The sequence below is a fragment of the Deinococcus humi genome (genome assembly GCF_014201875.1).
GTDB lineage: Bacteria > Deinococcota > Deinococci > Deinococcales > Deinococcaceae > Deinococcus > Deinococcus humi.
The window spans coordinates 61,426-77,167 of sequence record NZ_JACHFL010000017.1 but is presented as its reverse complement, the minus strand read 5'-3'; the positions used below and the strand labels follow the sequence as shown (position 1 = coordinate 77,167).

At 62.8% G+C, this 15,742-nt stretch carries 15 protein-coding genes and 1 pseudogene; 10 read left to right on the top strand and 6 right to left on the bottom strand.

The features are described 5' to 3' along the window. Positions 1-229: 229 nt before the first annotated feature. Positions 230-448 (top strand): IS3 family transposase, encoded by a 219-nt coding sequence (locus HNQ08_RS28340; RefSeq protein WP_425321368.1) that lies wholly within the window; start codon positions 230-232, stop codon positions 446-448. Here the strand turns inward: HNQ08_RS28340 and HNQ08_RS27605 are convergent. Continuing rightward, complete coding sequence (locus HNQ08_RS27605; RefSeq protein ID WP_229790167.1) at positions 351-551, bottom strand: hypothetical protein; 201 nt, start codon at positions 549-551, stop codon at positions 351-353. The two genes, HNQ08_RS28340 and HNQ08_RS27605, sit on opposite strands and share 98 nt — an antisense overlap. 232 nt (positions 552-783) lie before the next feature. Then, the gene (locus tag HNQ08_RS21720) at positions 784-1,512 is read right to left on the bottom strand and encodes a DUF981 family protein (RefSeq protein WP_184136797.1); all 729 of its coding nucleotides are present in this window, start codon (positions 1,510-1,512) and stop codon (positions 784-786) included. 854 nt (positions 1,513-2,366) lie between these two features. Between HNQ08_RS21720 and HNQ08_RS21715 the strand changes: the two genes are divergently transcribed. Then, positions 2,367-2,603, top strand: a complete 237-nt coding sequence (locus tag HNQ08_RS21715; protein ID WP_184136795.1) for a hypothetical protein — start codon at positions 2,367-2,369, stop codon at positions 2,601-2,603. A 299-nt stretch (positions 2,604-2,902) separates the two neighbouring features. Here HNQ08_RS21715 and HNQ08_RS21710 read toward each other — a convergent pair whose 3' ends face one another. Further along, positions 2,903-3,796, bottom strand: a complete 894-nt coding sequence (locus HNQ08_RS21710; RefSeq protein ID WP_184136793.1) for an aldo/keto reductase — start codon at positions 3,794-3,796, stop codon at positions 2,903-2,905. Between the two features lie 121 nt (positions 3,797-3,917). On the opposite strand from HNQ08_RS21710, the gene HNQ08_RS21705 reads away from it, so the two are divergent. The 4 genes from HNQ08_RS21705 to HNQ08_RS21690 all read left to right on the top strand — a co-directional run bounded on the left by HNQ08_RS21705 (position 3,918) and on the right by HNQ08_RS21690 (position 9,241). After that, positions 3,918-4,187, top strand: a complete 270-nt coding sequence (locus HNQ08_RS21705; protein WP_184136791.1) for an SOS response-associated peptidase family protein — start codon at positions 3,918-3,920, stop codon at positions 4,185-4,187. A gap of 414 nt (positions 4,188-4,601) precedes the next feature. Further along, the gene (locus tag HNQ08_RS21700; RefSeq protein ID WP_184136789.1) at positions 4,602-6,536 is read left to right on the top strand and encodes an acetate--CoA ligase; all 1,935 of its coding nucleotides are present in this window, start codon (positions 4,602-4,604) and stop codon (positions 6,534-6,536) included. 372 nt (positions 6,537-6,908) lie between these two features. Further along, positions 6,909-7,604, top strand: a complete 696-nt coding sequence (locus tag HNQ08_RS21695; protein WP_184136787.1) for an alpha/beta hydrolase fold domain-containing protein — start codon at positions 6,909-6,911, stop codon at positions 7,602-7,604. A 143-nt stretch (positions 7,605-7,747) separates the two neighbouring features. Then, a complete protein-coding gene (locus HNQ08_RS21690) occupies positions 7,748-9,241 on the top strand; it encodes a pyridoxal phosphate-dependent decarboxylase family protein (RefSeq protein WP_342355716.1) in 1,494 nt (497 codons plus the stop codon). 298 nt (positions 9,242-9,539) lie between these two features. On the opposite strand, the gene HNQ08_RS21685 is transcribed toward HNQ08_RS21690, so the two are convergent. Continuing rightward, positions 9,540-9,704 carry a hypothetical protein gene (locus HNQ08_RS21685; RefSeq protein WP_184136785.1) on the bottom strand — a complete coding sequence of 55 codons (165 nt, stop codon included), beginning with the start codon at positions 9,702-9,704 and terminating at the stop codon, positions 9,540-9,542. A 233-nt stretch (positions 9,705-9,937) separates the two neighbouring features. Between HNQ08_RS21685 and HNQ08_RS21680 the strand changes: the two are divergent. Then, positions 9,938-10,294 (top strand): annotated as a pseudogene (locus HNQ08_RS21680) (DMT family transporter). A gap of 1,340 nt (positions 10,295-11,634) precedes the next feature. Here the strand turns inward: HNQ08_RS21680 and HNQ08_RS21675 are convergent. Together HNQ08_RS21675 and HNQ08_RS21670 are read right to left on the bottom strand one after the other, a co-directional pair. Further along, positions 11,635-11,862: a hypothetical protein gene (locus HNQ08_RS21675; RefSeq protein WP_184136783.1), complete on the bottom strand. Its 228-nt coding sequence runs from the start codon at positions 11,860-11,862 to the stop codon at positions 11,635-11,637. A 436-nt stretch (positions 11,863-12,298) separates the two neighbouring features. Further along, positions 12,299-12,601 carry a GNAT family N-acetyltransferase gene (locus HNQ08_RS21670; RefSeq protein ID WP_184136781.1) on the bottom strand — a complete coding sequence of 101 codons (303 nt, stop codon included), beginning with the start codon at positions 12,599-12,601 and terminating at the stop codon, positions 12,299-12,301. 1,205 nt (positions 12,602-13,806) lie between these two features. Between HNQ08_RS21670 and HNQ08_RS21665 the strand changes: the two genes are divergently transcribed. The 3 genes from HNQ08_RS21665 to HNQ08_RS21655 all read left to right on the top strand — a co-directional run bounded on the left by HNQ08_RS21665 (position 13,807) and on the right by HNQ08_RS21655 (position 15,566). Further along, positions 13,807-14,154, top strand: coding sequence for an ArsR/SmtB family transcription factor (locus HNQ08_RS21665; RefSeq protein ID WP_184136779.1), 348 nt, complete (start codon positions 13,807-13,809; stop codon positions 14,152-14,154). Positions 14,155-14,180: 26 nt separating this feature from the next. Continuing rightward, entirely contained in the window at positions 14,181-14,621 is a 441-nt protein-coding gene (locus HNQ08_RS21660; protein WP_184136777.1) for an SRPBCC family protein, read from the top strand. Between the two features lie 198 nt (positions 14,622-14,819). After that, positions 14,820-15,566 carry an endonuclease NucS domain-containing protein gene (locus HNQ08_RS21655; RefSeq protein WP_184136775.1) on the top strand — a complete coding sequence of 249 codons (747 nt, stop codon included), beginning with the start codon at positions 14,820-14,822 and terminating at the stop codon, positions 15,564-15,566. The last annotated feature ends 176 nt before the right edge of the window (positions 15,567-15,742 follow it).

Genomic DNA, 15,742 nt, shown 5'->3' with positions numbered 1-15,742 from the left:
GGTTCAGACAGCTGAGACATCTCGAAGAGGAGAACCGCAAGCTGAACACAACTGGCGGCCGATCTGAAACTGCACGAGATCAAGCCGCAGACCGTGATTCAAAAGAAGCTCTGAAGTTGGATCAGCGCCGCGTTCTGTTCAATCACCTGCAAGACGGGCCACCGGGTGAGGGCACGGCGCGCCTCCGCCCTTCTCAAAGGAGTGGCGGACCATTGACCGCCACCAGGGCATGGCGCATCCAGAAGCCCAAAGGATGCACGAGATTGCCCATACCCGGGCGCGGTACGGCTCCCGAAGAATTCATGTCCTGATGGCGCGGGAAGGCTGGCATTTAGGCCACAAGCGGTTTTTCAGGCTGTATCAACTGGCTGGCTTAAATCTGAGGATGAAACGGCCCAGACGGCATGGCTGCGCTGCACGACGCGCAGCGCAGCCAACAGCCCAATAAAGCTTGGGCGTTTGCTTTTGTTTCGGACACGCTCATTGACGAGGAATGGTCTGATGCCCTGACCTTGATCGACCCCTTCACGCAGGAGTGCTTGGCGATTCATGTCGGGACCAGCATCAAGGGGAGCGTGTGGGCGGTGTGGTGCCTGGGCGCATCCAGGTGGAGAAGGGCAGTACATTCATCAGCAAGGCTCTCGATCTGTGAGCCTATCAGCAGGGGGTGATCCTGGATTATCCGGCAGGCGCTGTACAAGAACCTGTAGTTTCAACACATGTTGCTCCCACCCATTGCTTTTGTGATGCGAAAGGTCTCCGTTGCTCGCTGTCAGAGTGTTTTTAGGGTTTGGGCATGGTGTTGATGATCAAGCCTATGTGCGTGTAGTAATTGAGGGCCCCGAACAGCAAAAAGGCCACGCCATCGAGGACCAGCAACACGCCGGTTACCTTTTGAACGGCGCTCCCGATTTGACCTGCCGCCACCTGACGCATGAAGAAGGGATAGAGCATCGCCGTTAAACCCACCGTGGCGTACAAACCGGAGATAAAAAGAGCTTCGAGCCAAGGGTACTGGGCGAAGCGGCCCGAGATCGGTTCTTCAGGAGGAGCGGCGAACAATTGAAAGGCGACGCCCGCGCAGGCGATCGCCACCATTGCCAAGCCCAGGCCTACCACGAAAATACTGAGCGGCTGCGCGGCCCCTGCCAGTTCGCGGTCCACTGCGGCGCAGCCACGCAGGGTGGCGGCCCGTTTCCAGAGGTAGAAGGCGGCGGCCAGCAGGATCACGCCGAAGGCCAGCGACGGCTCGCCAAAGATGATGTTGTCGAAGGGAAAGTATCTGGCGAACGGCCAGGTCAGTGTCATGTGCGCGCCGGTCAGGGTCAGGATGAAGCCCAGGACCCCGAAATTGAGTGCCCAGCCCTCGGCGTGAACGGTCTCTTTGCGGGCTACCGTGCGGCCCAACGCGGCCAACGAGAGCAGGGCGGCCCCGGTGGCCAGGGACATGATGGTGTTGTAGGTGGTCATCTGGGTCCAATCGATGACCAGACCGCCAGCGGCTGCGGACATAATGTTCCTCCTGGGAGCGGCATCAGCAGAGTGCTGCCGGAGTCAGCATGGGCGCGGCTTCTCAGCAGGGAAAGAGGGAACTTTATTCATGAAGGGTAGAGGACGTGTCAGATCCTGTTTTGACCCCTCACGTCGTCCAGTCCTCGAGCGTCGGGTCCAGCACCCAGAAAATTTGCGGGGGGCGAGGATCACGATCAGGCCGCAGGTCACCGTCGTGACGGCAATCTGAACGTCCAGGGGAAAGTTGGGTCACCCGATCTGTCCGTGCCCTGCGAATCGAAGTATGGAGAGGCAGAGGTGACCGGAGACGTGAGATGATGGATGGATCAGACGTGTCAGGCATCAGGGACGCCTTTGACTCCATCACAGTGAGGCGGCCAGAACACTGCAAGCAACGCCGTGGGCCGCGCTCACGCCGGGGGTTGGCCTAAGTCGGTCCTGACCGTCAACCGACATCCAGATCAGGCGGTGTTCCTGGGCGGGGCTCTCGCTGTATCCGATTCCGGTAGAAGATGCGTCGGCAGGTCTCCTGCACCACGCTGCACAGCACCACCCGGCCTCCTGGAGGCCCGTCTGGTCCGTATCCGGTGATTCTGTCCACGTCCGACGCCGAGCGGGATGTGCGACAGGCGTATACCTTGCCTGCCAGTTCGTCCTTCGTCAAATCTGACAGTTTGAGTGGGTTTTTGAAACAGCAGGAGAATGGCCTGAAATACTGGCAGACCAGCCGCACCGTCCATGAGCGAAAACGAAGCCAGGACGGAACGCGCTGAGCGTGCCTGAGTTCGGCGCGATCCGCAACCCGTCTCAACATTGTCAGAAAAGCGTCAGGGGAACACTGCTAAACCGTTGGGATGGAGACCTACCGGATCCTGATTGATGCCGTCGCTGAGGCGCGAAAGGAAGTCAATGCTCTTCTGAGCAGCGCCCCGGCACAGACGGTCGTTAAGCAAAGTTTTAGCAGCAAGCCGCTCCTTCTCGGCGAGGACACCTACTATTCGCTTGATGTCATGCTGGCCGGAGCACACGCGGCGGAATTCAGCAGCAGGTTGAAACAGCGCTACACCACTGACATGCAGCGCATCGCCTGAAGGTTGGCCGTCTGGTGATGCCCTGCCCTCCACGCCCGGCCTGATTCATTCAGCGCCTGAGTCGCGTGGCCGCGCTGGCCGATGACGTGGGCAGCCACGCGAAGCAACTTCACCTCAGCGGGACCGGAGTGGTTCAAGGAGGCGGCTTGAGAATCAGGCCGCCTGCTGCGTCGCCTCCCGGCACAGCAAAGCTGCGGTCCGAATCCGGCAGTGTGAGGTTTGGACTCTTGGTTCAGAGATACCATCGCCTCCGATTTCTGTTCGCCCCTCCCCTGCCAACCTGACCCCACACCGCAGGTTCAGACTTCGCCCTGCCACTCCTGACCATGCTGGGCCCACGCGGCCTCAATCCAGGTCAGCACGTCCAGTGGCAGCGGGCCGTCCTCGACCAGACGAATGTTCCGCTCGAGATTCTCGATGTTTGCGGTGCCCACGATCACGCTGTGCACGCCCGGCGCGTAGGCACTGAACCGGAGCGCCAGGTCAGCCCAATCCAGACCAGCCTGCTGCCGGACGACGTCCAGGTTCATGGTCTGCAGGCGCTCCCAGTAGGTCTCAGCGTATTCGCCGACAGGCCGATGCGTAAACTGCCAGGCGGCGTTGGCGATCGGACGCTTGGCGATCACGCCCAGCCCACGTTCGCTGGCGCTCGGCAGAACATGGTGACGACTCCACTGGTCAGCGAGGTTGACGCTGGTCTCCACGGAGCCGAACCGGCCGGAATGGACCGCCCAGGCAAGCGCCTCATTCTCGCCGCTGTAGGCCGTGACCCGGACATATCCGGCCTCGCGGGCGTCGTCCAGGGCACCGAGCAGGTCCTCTTTTCTCAGGACGTCCAGGGGGCAGGAGTGAAGGTGAAAAATATCGATCCAGTCCACCCTCATACGCTGCAGGGCATGCTCAATGCCGCGCCGGATCACCAGCGGCGTCCAGTCCTCGGTGCCTTCGATGCCGTACCCGCCTTTGCTGCTCAGGATGAAGTCGTTCCGGCGGTGCGCAAGGTGACGGCCAATCCGCTCTTCGCTCAGGCCATAACCGCGCGCGGTGTCCACCAGTGTGATTCCGCGGTCAAGCGCGCGGTTGAGCAGCGTACCGGCCGTTTCTTCGCTGAGGCTTTCGGCGCCCACCTGGCCAGCCCCGAGGCCCAACACACTCACGCTTAAGCCGGTCATTCCAAATGCCCTTTGTTCCATAGCCGCATTGTGCGCTGCTCAGCCCATCGACACGCCGATCGTCATGGCCCTGATGACCCGGGTCAGGCTTGCCTGGAAAGGCGCCAACCCGTTGCTGGTGGCAGGACTGTGAAACCGAACCATGGCCCCAGACGGACTGCGGGAGAGTTGCACGGTCGTGATCCGGCCACCGAGGCCAGATCTGGTGGAGCGGCGTGAGCGGATGCCAGCGCTGTTGCCGAGCAAGGACCACGATGCGTGGCTGCACGCGCCTCCTCCAAGCCCACGCCGCCCTCAGTGGCTGGCCGCCGCGCATCCTGGCCGGGCGCAGCGGGCACAGAATTTAAGTGGACCGCCCCACCTTGTCATTGAGGCCATCCGCGAAACCACCCCCGCGCTTGACGGCGCGTGAAGCTTCTCTGCTCTCTCGAAGTGGAATCAACGTATGCCCTCCCTGAGAAGGATTATTCAACCTCAGCACGAAAAGCCCCACGCGTCCCGCCGAAGTGCAAGAAGCTGACGGCTTCTTCGATCACGCAAGCATCCAGAGGGGGTAGCGTAAGGCCTGCGAGCAGTTCAAGAGCGGCGCAGCGTGGACCTCAACGAACACGGGAAACCAGTTTCGCTGCACTGGCGCAACCGGACCTACCGGGTGACCCGAGTGCATGATGCGTTCCGAGCGGTCGGTGGGGGCTGGGAGAGCCGTCCCGCGACTGCGGGAGCGCGAAGTGCGGCTCCCTGGTGGTGGACGTTCGCGCGGGTGCCTGAGGCCTTAGCATCAAGCCCTCGGCGCACCACCGACCCCACCACAAAGAGGAGACTGCCTGTGGACAAACTGATGCTCGAACATCCCCTGATCCCCCCCACCGACGCCCTACGGGCAACCGCACCAGTCAATGCCCAGGAGGCCCAGCGCCTGCTGGCGCTTGATCCAGCCGAGTACTGGCTGGACCTGGCTCGGGAGCTCACCTGGACGACGCCGCCCGCCACCGCATTGGACGGCACGCTGGGAGAGTTCCAGTACTACCCGGGCGCCACGGGGAATGTCAGCGTCAACTGCCTGGACCGTCATCCTCCCGAGCGCACGGCCCTGCGGTACGAACGGGAAGATGGCCAGCGCGAAACCTGGACCTACGGTGAACTCACCGACGCCACCGCCCGCTTCGCCGCCGCGTTGCAGGATCTGGGCGTCGCGAAAGGCGACCGCGTGGCGATCTACCTGGGCAACGTCCCGGAGGCCTTCATCGCCATCCACGCCTGCTACCGGATCGGCGCGATCTACTCGGTCATTTTTGCCGGATTCAGCGCGTCGGCCGTCCGGGACCGCCTCGAGGACGCCCGGCCCAAGGCGGTGGTGTGTACCGACGCCACGCTGCGGCGCGGCAAAACCATTGCGCTCAAGGCGACGCTGGACGAGGCCATGGTGGGGCTCGACATCCCCCACGTGGTGGTGGCGCGGCGGGTGGACCCGGCGTTTCGGCTCCAAGCTGGAGAGCACGATTTCCACGAGTTGCTGACGGCCACCACCCGCCGCGCCGACCCCGTCGATCTGGAAGCGAACGAGCCGGGGTTCATCATCTACACCTCGGGCACCACCTCCAAGCCCAAAGGCCTCGTCCATGCCGGGCTGGGATTCCTTGCCGGCGCTTACGCCAACGTCAAATGGTCGCTCAACCTGCAAGCCGACGATGTGTACTGGTGCACGGCCGACGTGGGCTGGCTGACCTTTCCAATCTTCGCCCTCGTCGGCGGCCTGGCCCACGGAGCGACGCATGTGATCTACGAAGGCGGCATCGACACGCCGAGCCCGGCGCGTCCCTACGACGTCATTGAGCGCTACGGGGTCAACAAGGTCTTTACCGCGCCCACGGCCCTGCGCATGCTGCGCCGTGCGGGCGACGCGCCGCTGGGCGGGCACGACCTGAGCCGGCTGTCGCTGATCAGCCTGGTGGGTGAGCCGCTCGATCCCGAAACCTGGCACTGGACGCAAGGGAAGCTCGGGGCAGGCCGGATCTTCCTGAACAACACCTACGGCCAGACGGAGACGGGCACGGCCTGGGCGAGCAGTATGGTGGGCCTGACGCCCACCCGGCCCGGCAGCTGCGGTCACCCCCTGCCGGGGTACCGCGCCCGGGTGGTACGCGACGATGGGCAGCAGGCCTCGCCGGGCGAACTGGGTGCCCTGACGCTCACTGAGCCGTTTCCCTGTCTGGCCCGCACGGTGTGGGGGGATCACGAGCGGTATGTGCAGACGTACCTGAGTGACTTCCCTGGTGCCTACGCGGCGAGTGACGCAGCTTTAATCGACGCGGACGGGCTGCTCTGGGTGACGGGGCGCCTGGACGACGTGATGAACGTGGCCGGGCACCGGATCGGGACCATGGAGATGGAAGCGGCCCTGATCACACACCCGGCCGTGAGTGAAGCGGCGGTGGTGGCCATGCCGGATGACCTGAAGGGTTCAGTGCCCGTCGCGTTTGTGGTGCCGCGTGGGGACGCTCAGCCGGGTCCAGCGCTGGAAGCGGAGCTGGCCGACGCGATCGTTCAGGGCGTGGGCGCCATCGCCCGTCCGGCCCGGGTAATCGTGACGTCCACCGTGCCGCGCACCCGGAGCGGGAAGATCATGCGCCGGCTGTTGCGCGATCTTTTGATCAGTGGTGAGGTGAGCGGTGACCTGACCAGCCTGGAGAATCCCGACGCCATTGACCTGGTCCGGGCCAGGATCGCGGATGGGAGGAATGGGAAGCCTCAAGGCATCTGACCGACGCCCGGCAGAGGCAGGTTTGATCACTGCGCATCCCGGCAGGGTGACCTGACGGTGCCCCTGTCCTCTGCCGGGCGTGGACAAGTTCACCTCAGGCCCACAACGACAGACTCATCGTCCGCACCCTTCTTAAAACAGGACCACGTCAATGATCTTCCAGCGGACCTCTGGGCCGAGGACCCGGTCATCCGCGCTGGCCGCTATGAGCGCCCGCCTGCCTCCTGTTCAGTCGGTGACCTGGCAGGACCAGGTGGTCCCTGACCTGCCTGACGAGCCGGAGGTGGCCGCGCGCTTCCATCACCCTGTGCACGTCGGCGGGCCCAGGCCTGGACGGCTGCTCATCCACAGGGCGGCCTGTGAAGTGGCAGTGTGGCCGGCGAGCATCTCCAGGGGGTCAAGCTGTGGGAAAAGCTGGGCGCGGTCGTCGTGTCGGTGGACTACCGGCTCGCTCCGGAATACCCAGCTCCCGTACGGGACTGTTACGGCGCACTGGTGTGGCTGGCGGAGCAGTCGAAGGCGCTGGGCTTCGACCCAGCGCGCCTGGGCGCATATGGTGGCAGCGCTGGAGGTGGCCTCGCGCTGACCGCCGCGCTGAGGGTGCGAGATCTGGAGGGTCCCGAACGCTGCTTTGTCCTGGCTGCGTCTCCGATGCTCGACGACCACAACGAGACGGCATCCTCACGCGAACTCGACAACCTTAGGCCGATTCGGGACCGGACAAAGAACCTCGAGGCGTGGAGCTGGTACCTCGGCGGGCAGGAGGCCGACCCGTACGCCGCTTCGTCGCGTGCTCAGGACCTGTCCGGACTCCCTCCCATATTCATCGACGTGGGCGAACTGGACCTGTTTCGTGATGAGGACGTGGCGTCCACTCTGCCGAAACTGCATGTGTACCCGGGGGCCCTTCACGCCTCAGAACACCTGGCACCGACAGCGGGGCTGAGCCCGCGCATGGTCGGCACTCGCCTGAAGTCTCTTCCCCGTGGGCTGTATGGAGTCGAGCAGGGCGCGGGTGCACCTGTCGTCCCACGAGGGTGCCTTCTGAAGGGTAGGAGGGCAACGTGAACTGAGGACGTGTGGGTGCCCGCCACACAACTCCGATAAGGCATAAATCGGCGACACTGAGGATGAAGTTGTGCAGTGGACCTGGGTGAGGTCCACGCGGCAACCTGAGGCGGCTCCCTAGAGCGCCCGGGCTATCTTGCCCTGTGAAACCAGCAGAAACAACGCCAGAAAGCGGTGCCGAGACCACGGCGGCGGGGCAGGCCATGACCCCCGAAGCGTTCCGTCGCTTCGGTCACCAGGTGATTGACTACCTCGCTGACTACCACGCTGGCGTCGCGTCACGCCCGGTGATGAGCCGCTCGTCACCGGGCAGTATCCGCGCCCAGCTTCCTGACCAGCCACCCCATCAGCCGGAGGACTTCGCGGCCGTCCTGGGGGACCTGGAGGGAATCGTCATGCCAGGCTTGACACACTGGCAGCACCCTCAGTTCTACGGCTACTTCCCAGGAAACGCCGATCTCTCGAGCGTGCTTGGCGATCTGCTGAGCAGCGGGCTGGGTGTGCTGGGACTTGCCTGGCAGTCGAGCCCCGCTCTGAGCGAACTCGAAGAGGTGGTCACCGACTGGCTGCGCCAGATGCTGGGACTGTCTGATCAGTGGAGCGGGGTGATTCAGGATACGGCCTCAACCAGTACCCTGGTGGCGCTGTTGTGCGCCCGTGAGCGCACCACGAACTATGGGGGCGTCGCCGACGGACTGAGCGCCGAGGTTTCTCCGCTGGTGATCTACACCTCCGAGTACAGTCACAGCAGTGTGGCCAAAGCGGCGATGTTGGCGGGATTTGGGGCCGGCAATGTGCGGGTGATCGAAACGGACAGCGCTTTTGCGTTACGGGTGGACCACCTCGAGGCCGCCATTCAAGCGGATCTGGCGGCAGGCCGCCAACCCTGCGCCGTGGTGGCTTCGGTGGGAACCACGACCACCACCGCGCTCGACCCAGTACAGAAGATCAGTGACATCACCGGCCAGTACGGTCTATGGCTGCATGTGGACGCGGCCATGGCCGGAAGCGCCATGATCCTTCCCGAGTGCAGGTGGATGTGGGAAGGCATAGAGAAGGCCGACTCACTGGTCGTCAATGCCCACAAGTGGCTGGGCGCCGTCTTCGACACCAGCCTCTACTACGTCCGTGATCAGCAGCACTTGATCCGGGTCATGAGCACCAACCCGAGTTACCTGCAAAGCGCAGCCGACAACCAGGTCAAGAACCTGCGCGACTGGGGAATCCCGCTGGGACGCCGGTTTCGTGCCCTGAAACTGTGGGCGCTGATTCGTACCCAGGGAAGAGAAGGCCTGCAGGCCAGGTTGCGCCGCGACCTTGATCATGCCCAGTGGCTTGCCCAGCAGGTCGAAGCGGCTCCCGGCTGGAAGGTCCTGGCTCCAGTCACGCTGCAGACCGTCTGTGTGCGCTACGAACCAGCCGGTCTGACACCTGAAGCGCTTGACGCCTTCACCAAGGACTGGTGTCAGCAGATCAATGACTCGGGACTGGCTTACTTGACGCCAGCGACCCTGGAAGGGCGCTGGATGGTGCGGATCAGCATTGGCGCCCTCACCACCCAGCGCGCCCACGTGCAGATGTTGTGGGAAACCATGCGTCAGCGGGCTGAAGCTGCCGTGAGCGACCACCTGGGATAGAGCCCAACAGCACCGGGTCAAGAACGCCCGAGAGGGACATCGTCCAGCGTCTACCATCAGACCGTCCAGAAACCGCGCCCACCATCAGCACCGTGGCCAGCAGGACGGTGACCTGCACCGTCACCAACAACGCCAGGAACACCCAGAGCGTGACTGTCCCCTACCAGGTCAATGCACCTTGCGGGGCTCCCTGGCGCCGGAGGCCAACCTAACAGTCGTGAACACCGCCAAAGCGGGCAGCGCCATCCTGCCCAAGTTCAGCCCGGGCGGCAACCAGGGCCTGAACATGCTGGCCGGCTCACCCACGGCCCTGCTTGACCGGGATGTTTGTTCTTTTGGCCACTTCAGCCACACTGACCTCGCCCCGCATCAAGGTCTCCAGGGCTGGACCGTAAGCCGAAGGCAGCCGCCGGGCCCGCGCGGTGGTTTGAGCGACAAAAGACGGCATGGAGGGCGGGACCACGCCTCAGTCTGCCACTCCTGTGGCAAGTTAGCGGGGAAGGGTGACAGGCTGCCCAACGCTTGAAAGCGCCCTGGTTCACCCCAGCCCTCATCGGCACCCATCATCGTCGAGCAGATGCTCTTGGTGCTTGCAGGCTGCTCACCACTCCGTCTGTCTTGAATCCTAGATTGCTCTCGTTACGCTCCCGTTTCGGCCCGGAGCGCACCCGGACGAGAGAACCGCCGTACCCGGTTATGACCAGACGGCGCGACAATGGGAGGTGTCGTGTGATGGCATGGATCTTGCTCATCGCCGCAGGCATTCTGGAAACTGGCTGGGCGATTGGGCTTAAGTCCACGAAGGGCTTCACCCGCCCACTGCCTACAATCCTCACCGTCACCAGTCTGGTGGCCAGCGTGGGTTGACTCGGACTCGCAGCGAAAACGCTCGCCATCGGCCCCGCGTATGGCGTCTGGGTGAGGATCGGCGCCGTTGGAGCAGCAGTCCTGGGCATTATCCTGTTCAAAGAACCAGGCACACTCGCTCGAATCGCGTTCCTCGGCATGATGCTTGTGGCCATCATCGGCTTCACAGCGACGAGCGGTCATTGAAATGCTGACCGCGACAGCGTGACGGACAGCAGCCTGGTGGCTTCCCAGGGATGGGCAGACAGTGCGGCGTGGAATCCGATGTATACCCTTGACGCTGCCTGAATTCGACGCTTTCTTTAAGAAATCAAGGCGGCCTGCGGGCCGTCTTCTTCTTGCACGGCCACCAGGTGCACCTGCACTTGGTGTGACGGGTCATGGAACTTCACAACAATGAACACTGGTAAGAATGCTCCGCAGCCGAAGCCCAGACTTGATTGCGGTTGGACCGTCGCCTCCCAGACCCCTTCTGTGCAGCAAGACAGATGATGATCGGTGACAGCCCAATCGTCCGGATTTACTGGAATAGTGAGGTCACCATCCTCTCGCCTACTGACTTTGAAGTTGCCTGAGATGAGTGCGGACCGATCCCTCAAGTTCCGCCAGTTCAAGAACGGTAGTGCAGTTCGTAGAATCCAAGAACATGCCCGTCAGGTCTGAGGCGGCGAAGGGGCAACCAGTCCTGTGCGCCTTGACCCACGCCTCTGCATCTCGAAGAGCGGCCACTGTTTGCCGGCGCTGATGACGGACCTGCTCCCGTTGTTCTATTCGGCTCATGCTCGAGTCTGTCTCCGAGTCATGTGCGGGGCACAGCTCCATTCCTTTCTTGCACCGGATGTATTCGATCGGATGATTTTGTATTCAGACGAATTTACCTGTAATTTCAACGGCCTTCCGCTAACGCTTTAGCTTCATGTTGCCAGCAGGTTCAGGCACTTCTGGCGCAGGCTGGTCCATTGCCACCACTGGCCCGTCCAAAGGGACATGAACCCTCCTATCTACATGAACTTGGATCGCTCCCGCCAGTGAACGGCTTTTATCTTCAACACCTGCGAGAGAGCGTCATATCCGTGTCGTGTTTGACGCACTACGTTCTCTCTACGAACAAGCCCTGCCGATGTGAGGCGGGGATTTCCCCACCCCTGTGTGGGGCTTTTTTGTGCCGAGAAAACAGCACATCCCTCTGACAGGATGCGGGCTTACGCTTGTTGTACCCCACAACCAGGGTCTGTCCGGGTGAAGACAGGCTTGACCGCCCCACCGCCAAGTGGGGCTTTATCGTGACTGGACGACACACCTGAGCGATGCTCAACCTTCGTTGCGCACAAGAGAAGAGACAGAACTCGCCCCATCCCTGGAATGAGATGCGCCGGCAGTCAATCAAGACGCTCAGCCCGGCAGGAAGAGATGGTCAGGCTCCACCACCATCCGGGGCAAGTCCGGCACCCGCCTTCTGGAGCAGTGCCGCGCGGCATGCTAGACGCGCCATCTGGCCAGCCTTTGCGCTGGCCTTTTTCAGGCTCTTACTTGTCGAGATCGTCGGCTATGATTCCCAGCCGTTCCACTGCTTCCATAAGGGGTTGCCACTCGTGAAGCTCACTCTTCTCTGGCCACGTTTCGCCCAAGGAGTCTTTGAAATCTGGCGGCAATCGAACGATGAATTCCCCGATCCCATCACGCCGGACGGCACATCCTTTTTGCTCCAACACCCAAATATGCCTCAGCAATTCAGTTCCGTTGACTGCATCCATTTGCCGCAGCGTATGACCTGTTGCCCTGAGGCCCATTTGAAGGGGATGAGCCATACCCCAGCCCGATGCACTCTTGGCGAGTATCAGTGGGGCTGCTCAGCCTGGGGAGAGTTGCCGCCCGTTATTTGACGGACTGTCGGCAGAGCCAGGTGCGCAGCCGAACCAGCGTCTGCCTCACCAGGCCTGTGGGTTCACGGGTCTGATGGGATCAGATTGGGCGATGAGCTCGCCGTTCAGGTGAACTCGCAGGATGCGGCGATCAATGGGCGGCTGTCCTGCGGGCTGATCCGACCAGGAAAACACCAGCCCCTGAGACCCGTAATCATCGAGCCTGGCTCTATCGGGCTCGGGGATCCAATCTCGCCAGGTGTCCATTCTCCACTTGACCCATCAGGAGGTGAAGTCCGTAGGGCAAGAGACCATCACGATACCCCTTTCAGTCTTCTGCACGCCCTGGTGGTGCCCAGCTGAAGCGGCGTTCCTGATAACGGCGTCTGAAGCCAGCCCGCTCCACATTGCGGAGGCTGGCCCTGTTGCTCACGCTCACTTTCACCGTGGCCCGGTCACACCCGGCGTCCACTGCATCGATGAGCCGACGACGCAGCAGGGCCGCCTGCGCTCCCTGGCCACGAACTGCAGGCAACGTCGACGCCCCAGAGATGTGCACCAGTTCTTCAATCACCGTCATCTGCGCAGCGGCGATCAGCTGCCCATCCGACACCGCGCCATACCGGAACATGTTCGGGGGCGCTCAGCCGCCCCAGATAAGCCAGCTGTGGATCCGGCGCGTCTTCCCCCAAGATTGGGATGACCGGGCGCGGCACTCTGGGCAAGGAAGGGGTCGGCAAAGGATGGATGCCGACGCGCTGAGCTGGTTTGGCAGCTCAACAGAATGGTTGACGCGCGTTCGATCCCAGCCGTTTACGCTGACTCCACCCAACAACACATTCCGCCCGGGTGAAGGCGGAGAGGGTCGCCCCACCTTGAACGTGGGGCTTTTCGTGACTGCGCACTCTCCCAGTCAGGCGATGCCACACTTGCCCTGAGCACGACATGGCCTGGTGAAGCCAGCCAGCGCTATTCGCGCTCAAACAAAATGGCCCAGTGATTGGGTTGCACCCACAAGCCAGATCAAGGAGGTGAACCCTTCCGATGCCTGACAAGTCGCCCGCGCACAAGCAGAAGGTCTCCTCCTCAACGGAAATCGAGCTCGCTCTGGGGAGCACAAAGACCACCCTTGAGCCCGACGGAACCATGCACTGGAACTGCGTCAGTCGTCAGCTCGACCTTGCCGTCAGCACTCTGAAAAACGGAAGGCCGATCCGGCGCAGTTCTGTCTGCCCGCGAGCGCGGCGAGTTCCTGGAGGCGGAGAGGACGCATCAGCTCATCTTCAGCGGCTGCGCCGCCTGCCGGAGATCAGCGCGTACGACACCGCGGATGCCGACGACTGGCTCTACGCAGGTCTGAGCAGCCCCGAACCTCCGCTCCTCAACCCCCACCAACTCTCGCCTCGCGGCGCAGGCCGCCCAGAGCAAGGAAATGGACCCACGCCTCAAGCGCCTGCTGGCCGAGAAATCTCCCCAGCATCGCCCTCAGGCTGGCGCTTCTCCCCTGCCCTGTCCCCTCCTGTGCTGGCCAACGCCCAGCGCCGCTCCAGGCCGCTGCCCGAAGGCCGATTGACACGCGGCCCCAGCGACAACGGCCTCGAGATCCTGGCCGCAGCCGGACCGATGTGATCGCGCTGTGCCGGGAAGCCTGCCAGACCGATAGCGAGGCAGCGTGGTCCTGGTGCTGACACTGGCGGGCGCCCTCGCGCAGCCTGGCAAGCCTGATGCCGCATGTTGAAAGGGAGCCAGCAGGTGCGAGCCACGGCCACAAACCTCTCTTGATTTCGCGCTGTCTCCAGCGTACTTTACAACTATGTTAATTAACAAGGAAGCGAAATGCAGAAGCCCGACTCGCTGAGCGAAACCTTCGCTGCCCTCGCCGACCCGACTCGGCGCGCCATCCTCACACAACTGCGCCTCGGCGAAGCCACTGTGACGCAGCTTGCCCAACCGTTTGACCTCAGCCTTCCCGCAGTGTCGCGACACCTCAAAGTCCTCGAGAAGGCCGGGCTCATCACGCGAGGCCGAGACGCCCAGTGGCGTCCGTGTCGCCTCGCTGCCGACCCCATGCGCGAGGCTGCCGAGTGGATGGAGCCTTACCGCCGTTTCTGGAACGACCGGTTCGACCGTCTCGACGTTCGCTTGCGCGCCACACTGGACGACCCGGAACACACCGAGCCCTGACGCCGCCCAGACCACAGGAGATGCCCATGACCGACGGACTGATGATCACCCGCACCTTCACTGCCCCACCTGAGCGTGTCTATGCGATGTGGACGACGCCCGAGCACTTCACCTTCTGGTTCGGCACAGAGGCTGTGGAGGTGCCGCTCGACTCGGTGGTGATGGACGTCCGCGTCGGCGGCAAGTGGCGTGCCACCATACAGCTTCCCGACGGACACCTCATCTACTGGACCGGTGAGTACACCGAAGTTGATCCGCCCTATCGCCTCGCCTTTACATTGACGGACCAGCCTTCTCTGCCTGCCACCGAGCCGGTGGTCGTCATGCTCAAGGAAGTGTCGGGCGGCACGGAGATGACCTTTAGGCAGCCTCGCCATGGCTTCAGCGACGAGCACCTTGAACGAACTCGCGAGGGGTACAACGGCTTCTTTGATGCGATGGAGAAGCAGCTTTCCATGGTGGAGTGAAGTCTCACAGGCGAGGCGCCTCACTCGACGTCAAGACTTGACGTCGAGTTTTGACGAGTAGTGAACGGCAGAACCCTATGTTCCATTCTATTGCGCCTGCGGTGCCGGGCCTGGATCGACAAAATTTGCGTCGCTCTGGAGAGCAAGCGAGGAGTTTGGTTTACCAGGAACTTTTAACTGACCAGGCCACCATGCGGCATGATCCGCGCTCAACTCCTCACCCCGGACCCAGGGGGTCTGACCACCCACCTCACCACCCATACCCGCACCCGCGATGGCCTGATCCAGATCGCTGGCCTCGCTGAAGTCACCTATCACGGGCGCGCCACCAGCACTGCCGAAATCGGCGCCTCCCTCGTGATACTCAAACGCGGCGGCAGCCTCCAGATCCACGCCCCCACCAGTATCAAGCCCATGAACTGGCACCCCCGTACGGACGAACGCTCCGCCCGCGTCGAACACGGCCATTGCCTGCGCCACGCCTCCCGCCAAAGTCCTGAGGAACTCGTGCGCGTCACCTTCCTGCATCCTCACCTGGCGCTTGATGTGCACGAGGCGTCATTCACCTTGTCTGATTCGGAGAAACAAATGCAGGACGCCCTGGTCCGCCACCCGGAACTCATTGAACCCGGACTGACCGTGCTGGACCGCGAGTTGCTGATTGATTCCGGTGGCATCGACCTGTACGCGCGTGATGCGCAGGGACGGTCTGTGGTGGTGGAACCCAAGCGGGGCCGTGCCACCCAGGACGGCGTCAGCCAGCTGGGGCGCGACGTCGCGACAGTTCAGAAATCGGGTGTGGGGGCGGTATGGAGCATCCTGGCGGCGCCGTTCATCATGGCGCCGGCCTTGCAGGAACGACGTGCCAGGGGACTGGCATTCCGCAAGACTGGCGCCTGGCCTGATGCTCCTGCACCAACGGTCTTGCCCACCCTGTTCGACTGAGCAGCTCAATCAAACACTGTAAGGACTGGGGACTGCTGAGCTGTCAGTACGGATGGCTTCTGGACCGTGATGTTGGCTGATCAAGCGGCGCAACAACGACTTGGCGGCGTCGGTATCGCGGTATTTCTGGAGGGGAGGCAGCAGGCAGCCTGCTGCGCTCCTTCTAGAACTTGCCA

Coding starts and splice junctions, on each gene's coding strand:
- HNQ08_RS21710 (WP_184136793.1), bottom strand. CDS start 3,796: ATGGAACAAAGGGCATTTGGAATGACCGGCTTAAGCGTGAGTGTGTTG.
- HNQ08_RS21655 (WP_184136775.1), top strand. CDS start 14,820: ATGATCCGCGCTCAACTCCTCACCCCGGACCCAGGGGGTCTGACCACC.
- HNQ08_RS21720 (WP_184136797.1), bottom strand. CDS start 1,512: ATGTCCGCAGCCGCTGGCGGTCTGGTCATCGATTGGACCCAGATGACC.
- HNQ08_RS21660 (WP_184136777.1), top strand. CDS start 14,181: ATGACCGACGGACTGATGATCACCCGCACCTTCACTGCCCCACCTGAG.
- HNQ08_RS21675 (WP_184136783.1), bottom strand. CDS start 11,862: ATGGATGCAGTCAACGGAACTGAATTGCTGAGGCATATTTGGGTGTTG.
- HNQ08_RS28340 (WP_425321368.1), top strand. CDS start 230: ATGGCGCATCCAGAAGCCCAAAGGATGCACGAGATTGCCCATACCCGG.
- HNQ08_RS21705 (WP_184136791.1), top strand. CDS start 3,918: ATGGCCCCAGACGGACTGCGGGAGAGTTGCACGGTCGTGATCCGGCCA.
- HNQ08_RS21665 (WP_184136779.1), top strand. CDS start 13,807: ATGCAGAAGCCCGACTCGCTGAGCGAAACCTTCGCTGCCCTCGCCGAC.
- HNQ08_RS21670 (WP_184136781.1), bottom strand. CDS start 12,601: ATGTTCCGGTATGGCGCGGTGTCGGATGGGCAGCTGATCGCCGCTGCG.
- HNQ08_RS21715 (WP_184136795.1), top strand. CDS start 2,367: ATGGAGACCTACCGGATCCTGATTGATGCCGTCGCTGAGGCGCGAAAG.
- HNQ08_RS27605 (WP_229790167.1), bottom strand. CDS start 551: ATGAATCGCCAAGCACTCCTGCGTGAAGGGGTCGATCAAGGTCAGGGC.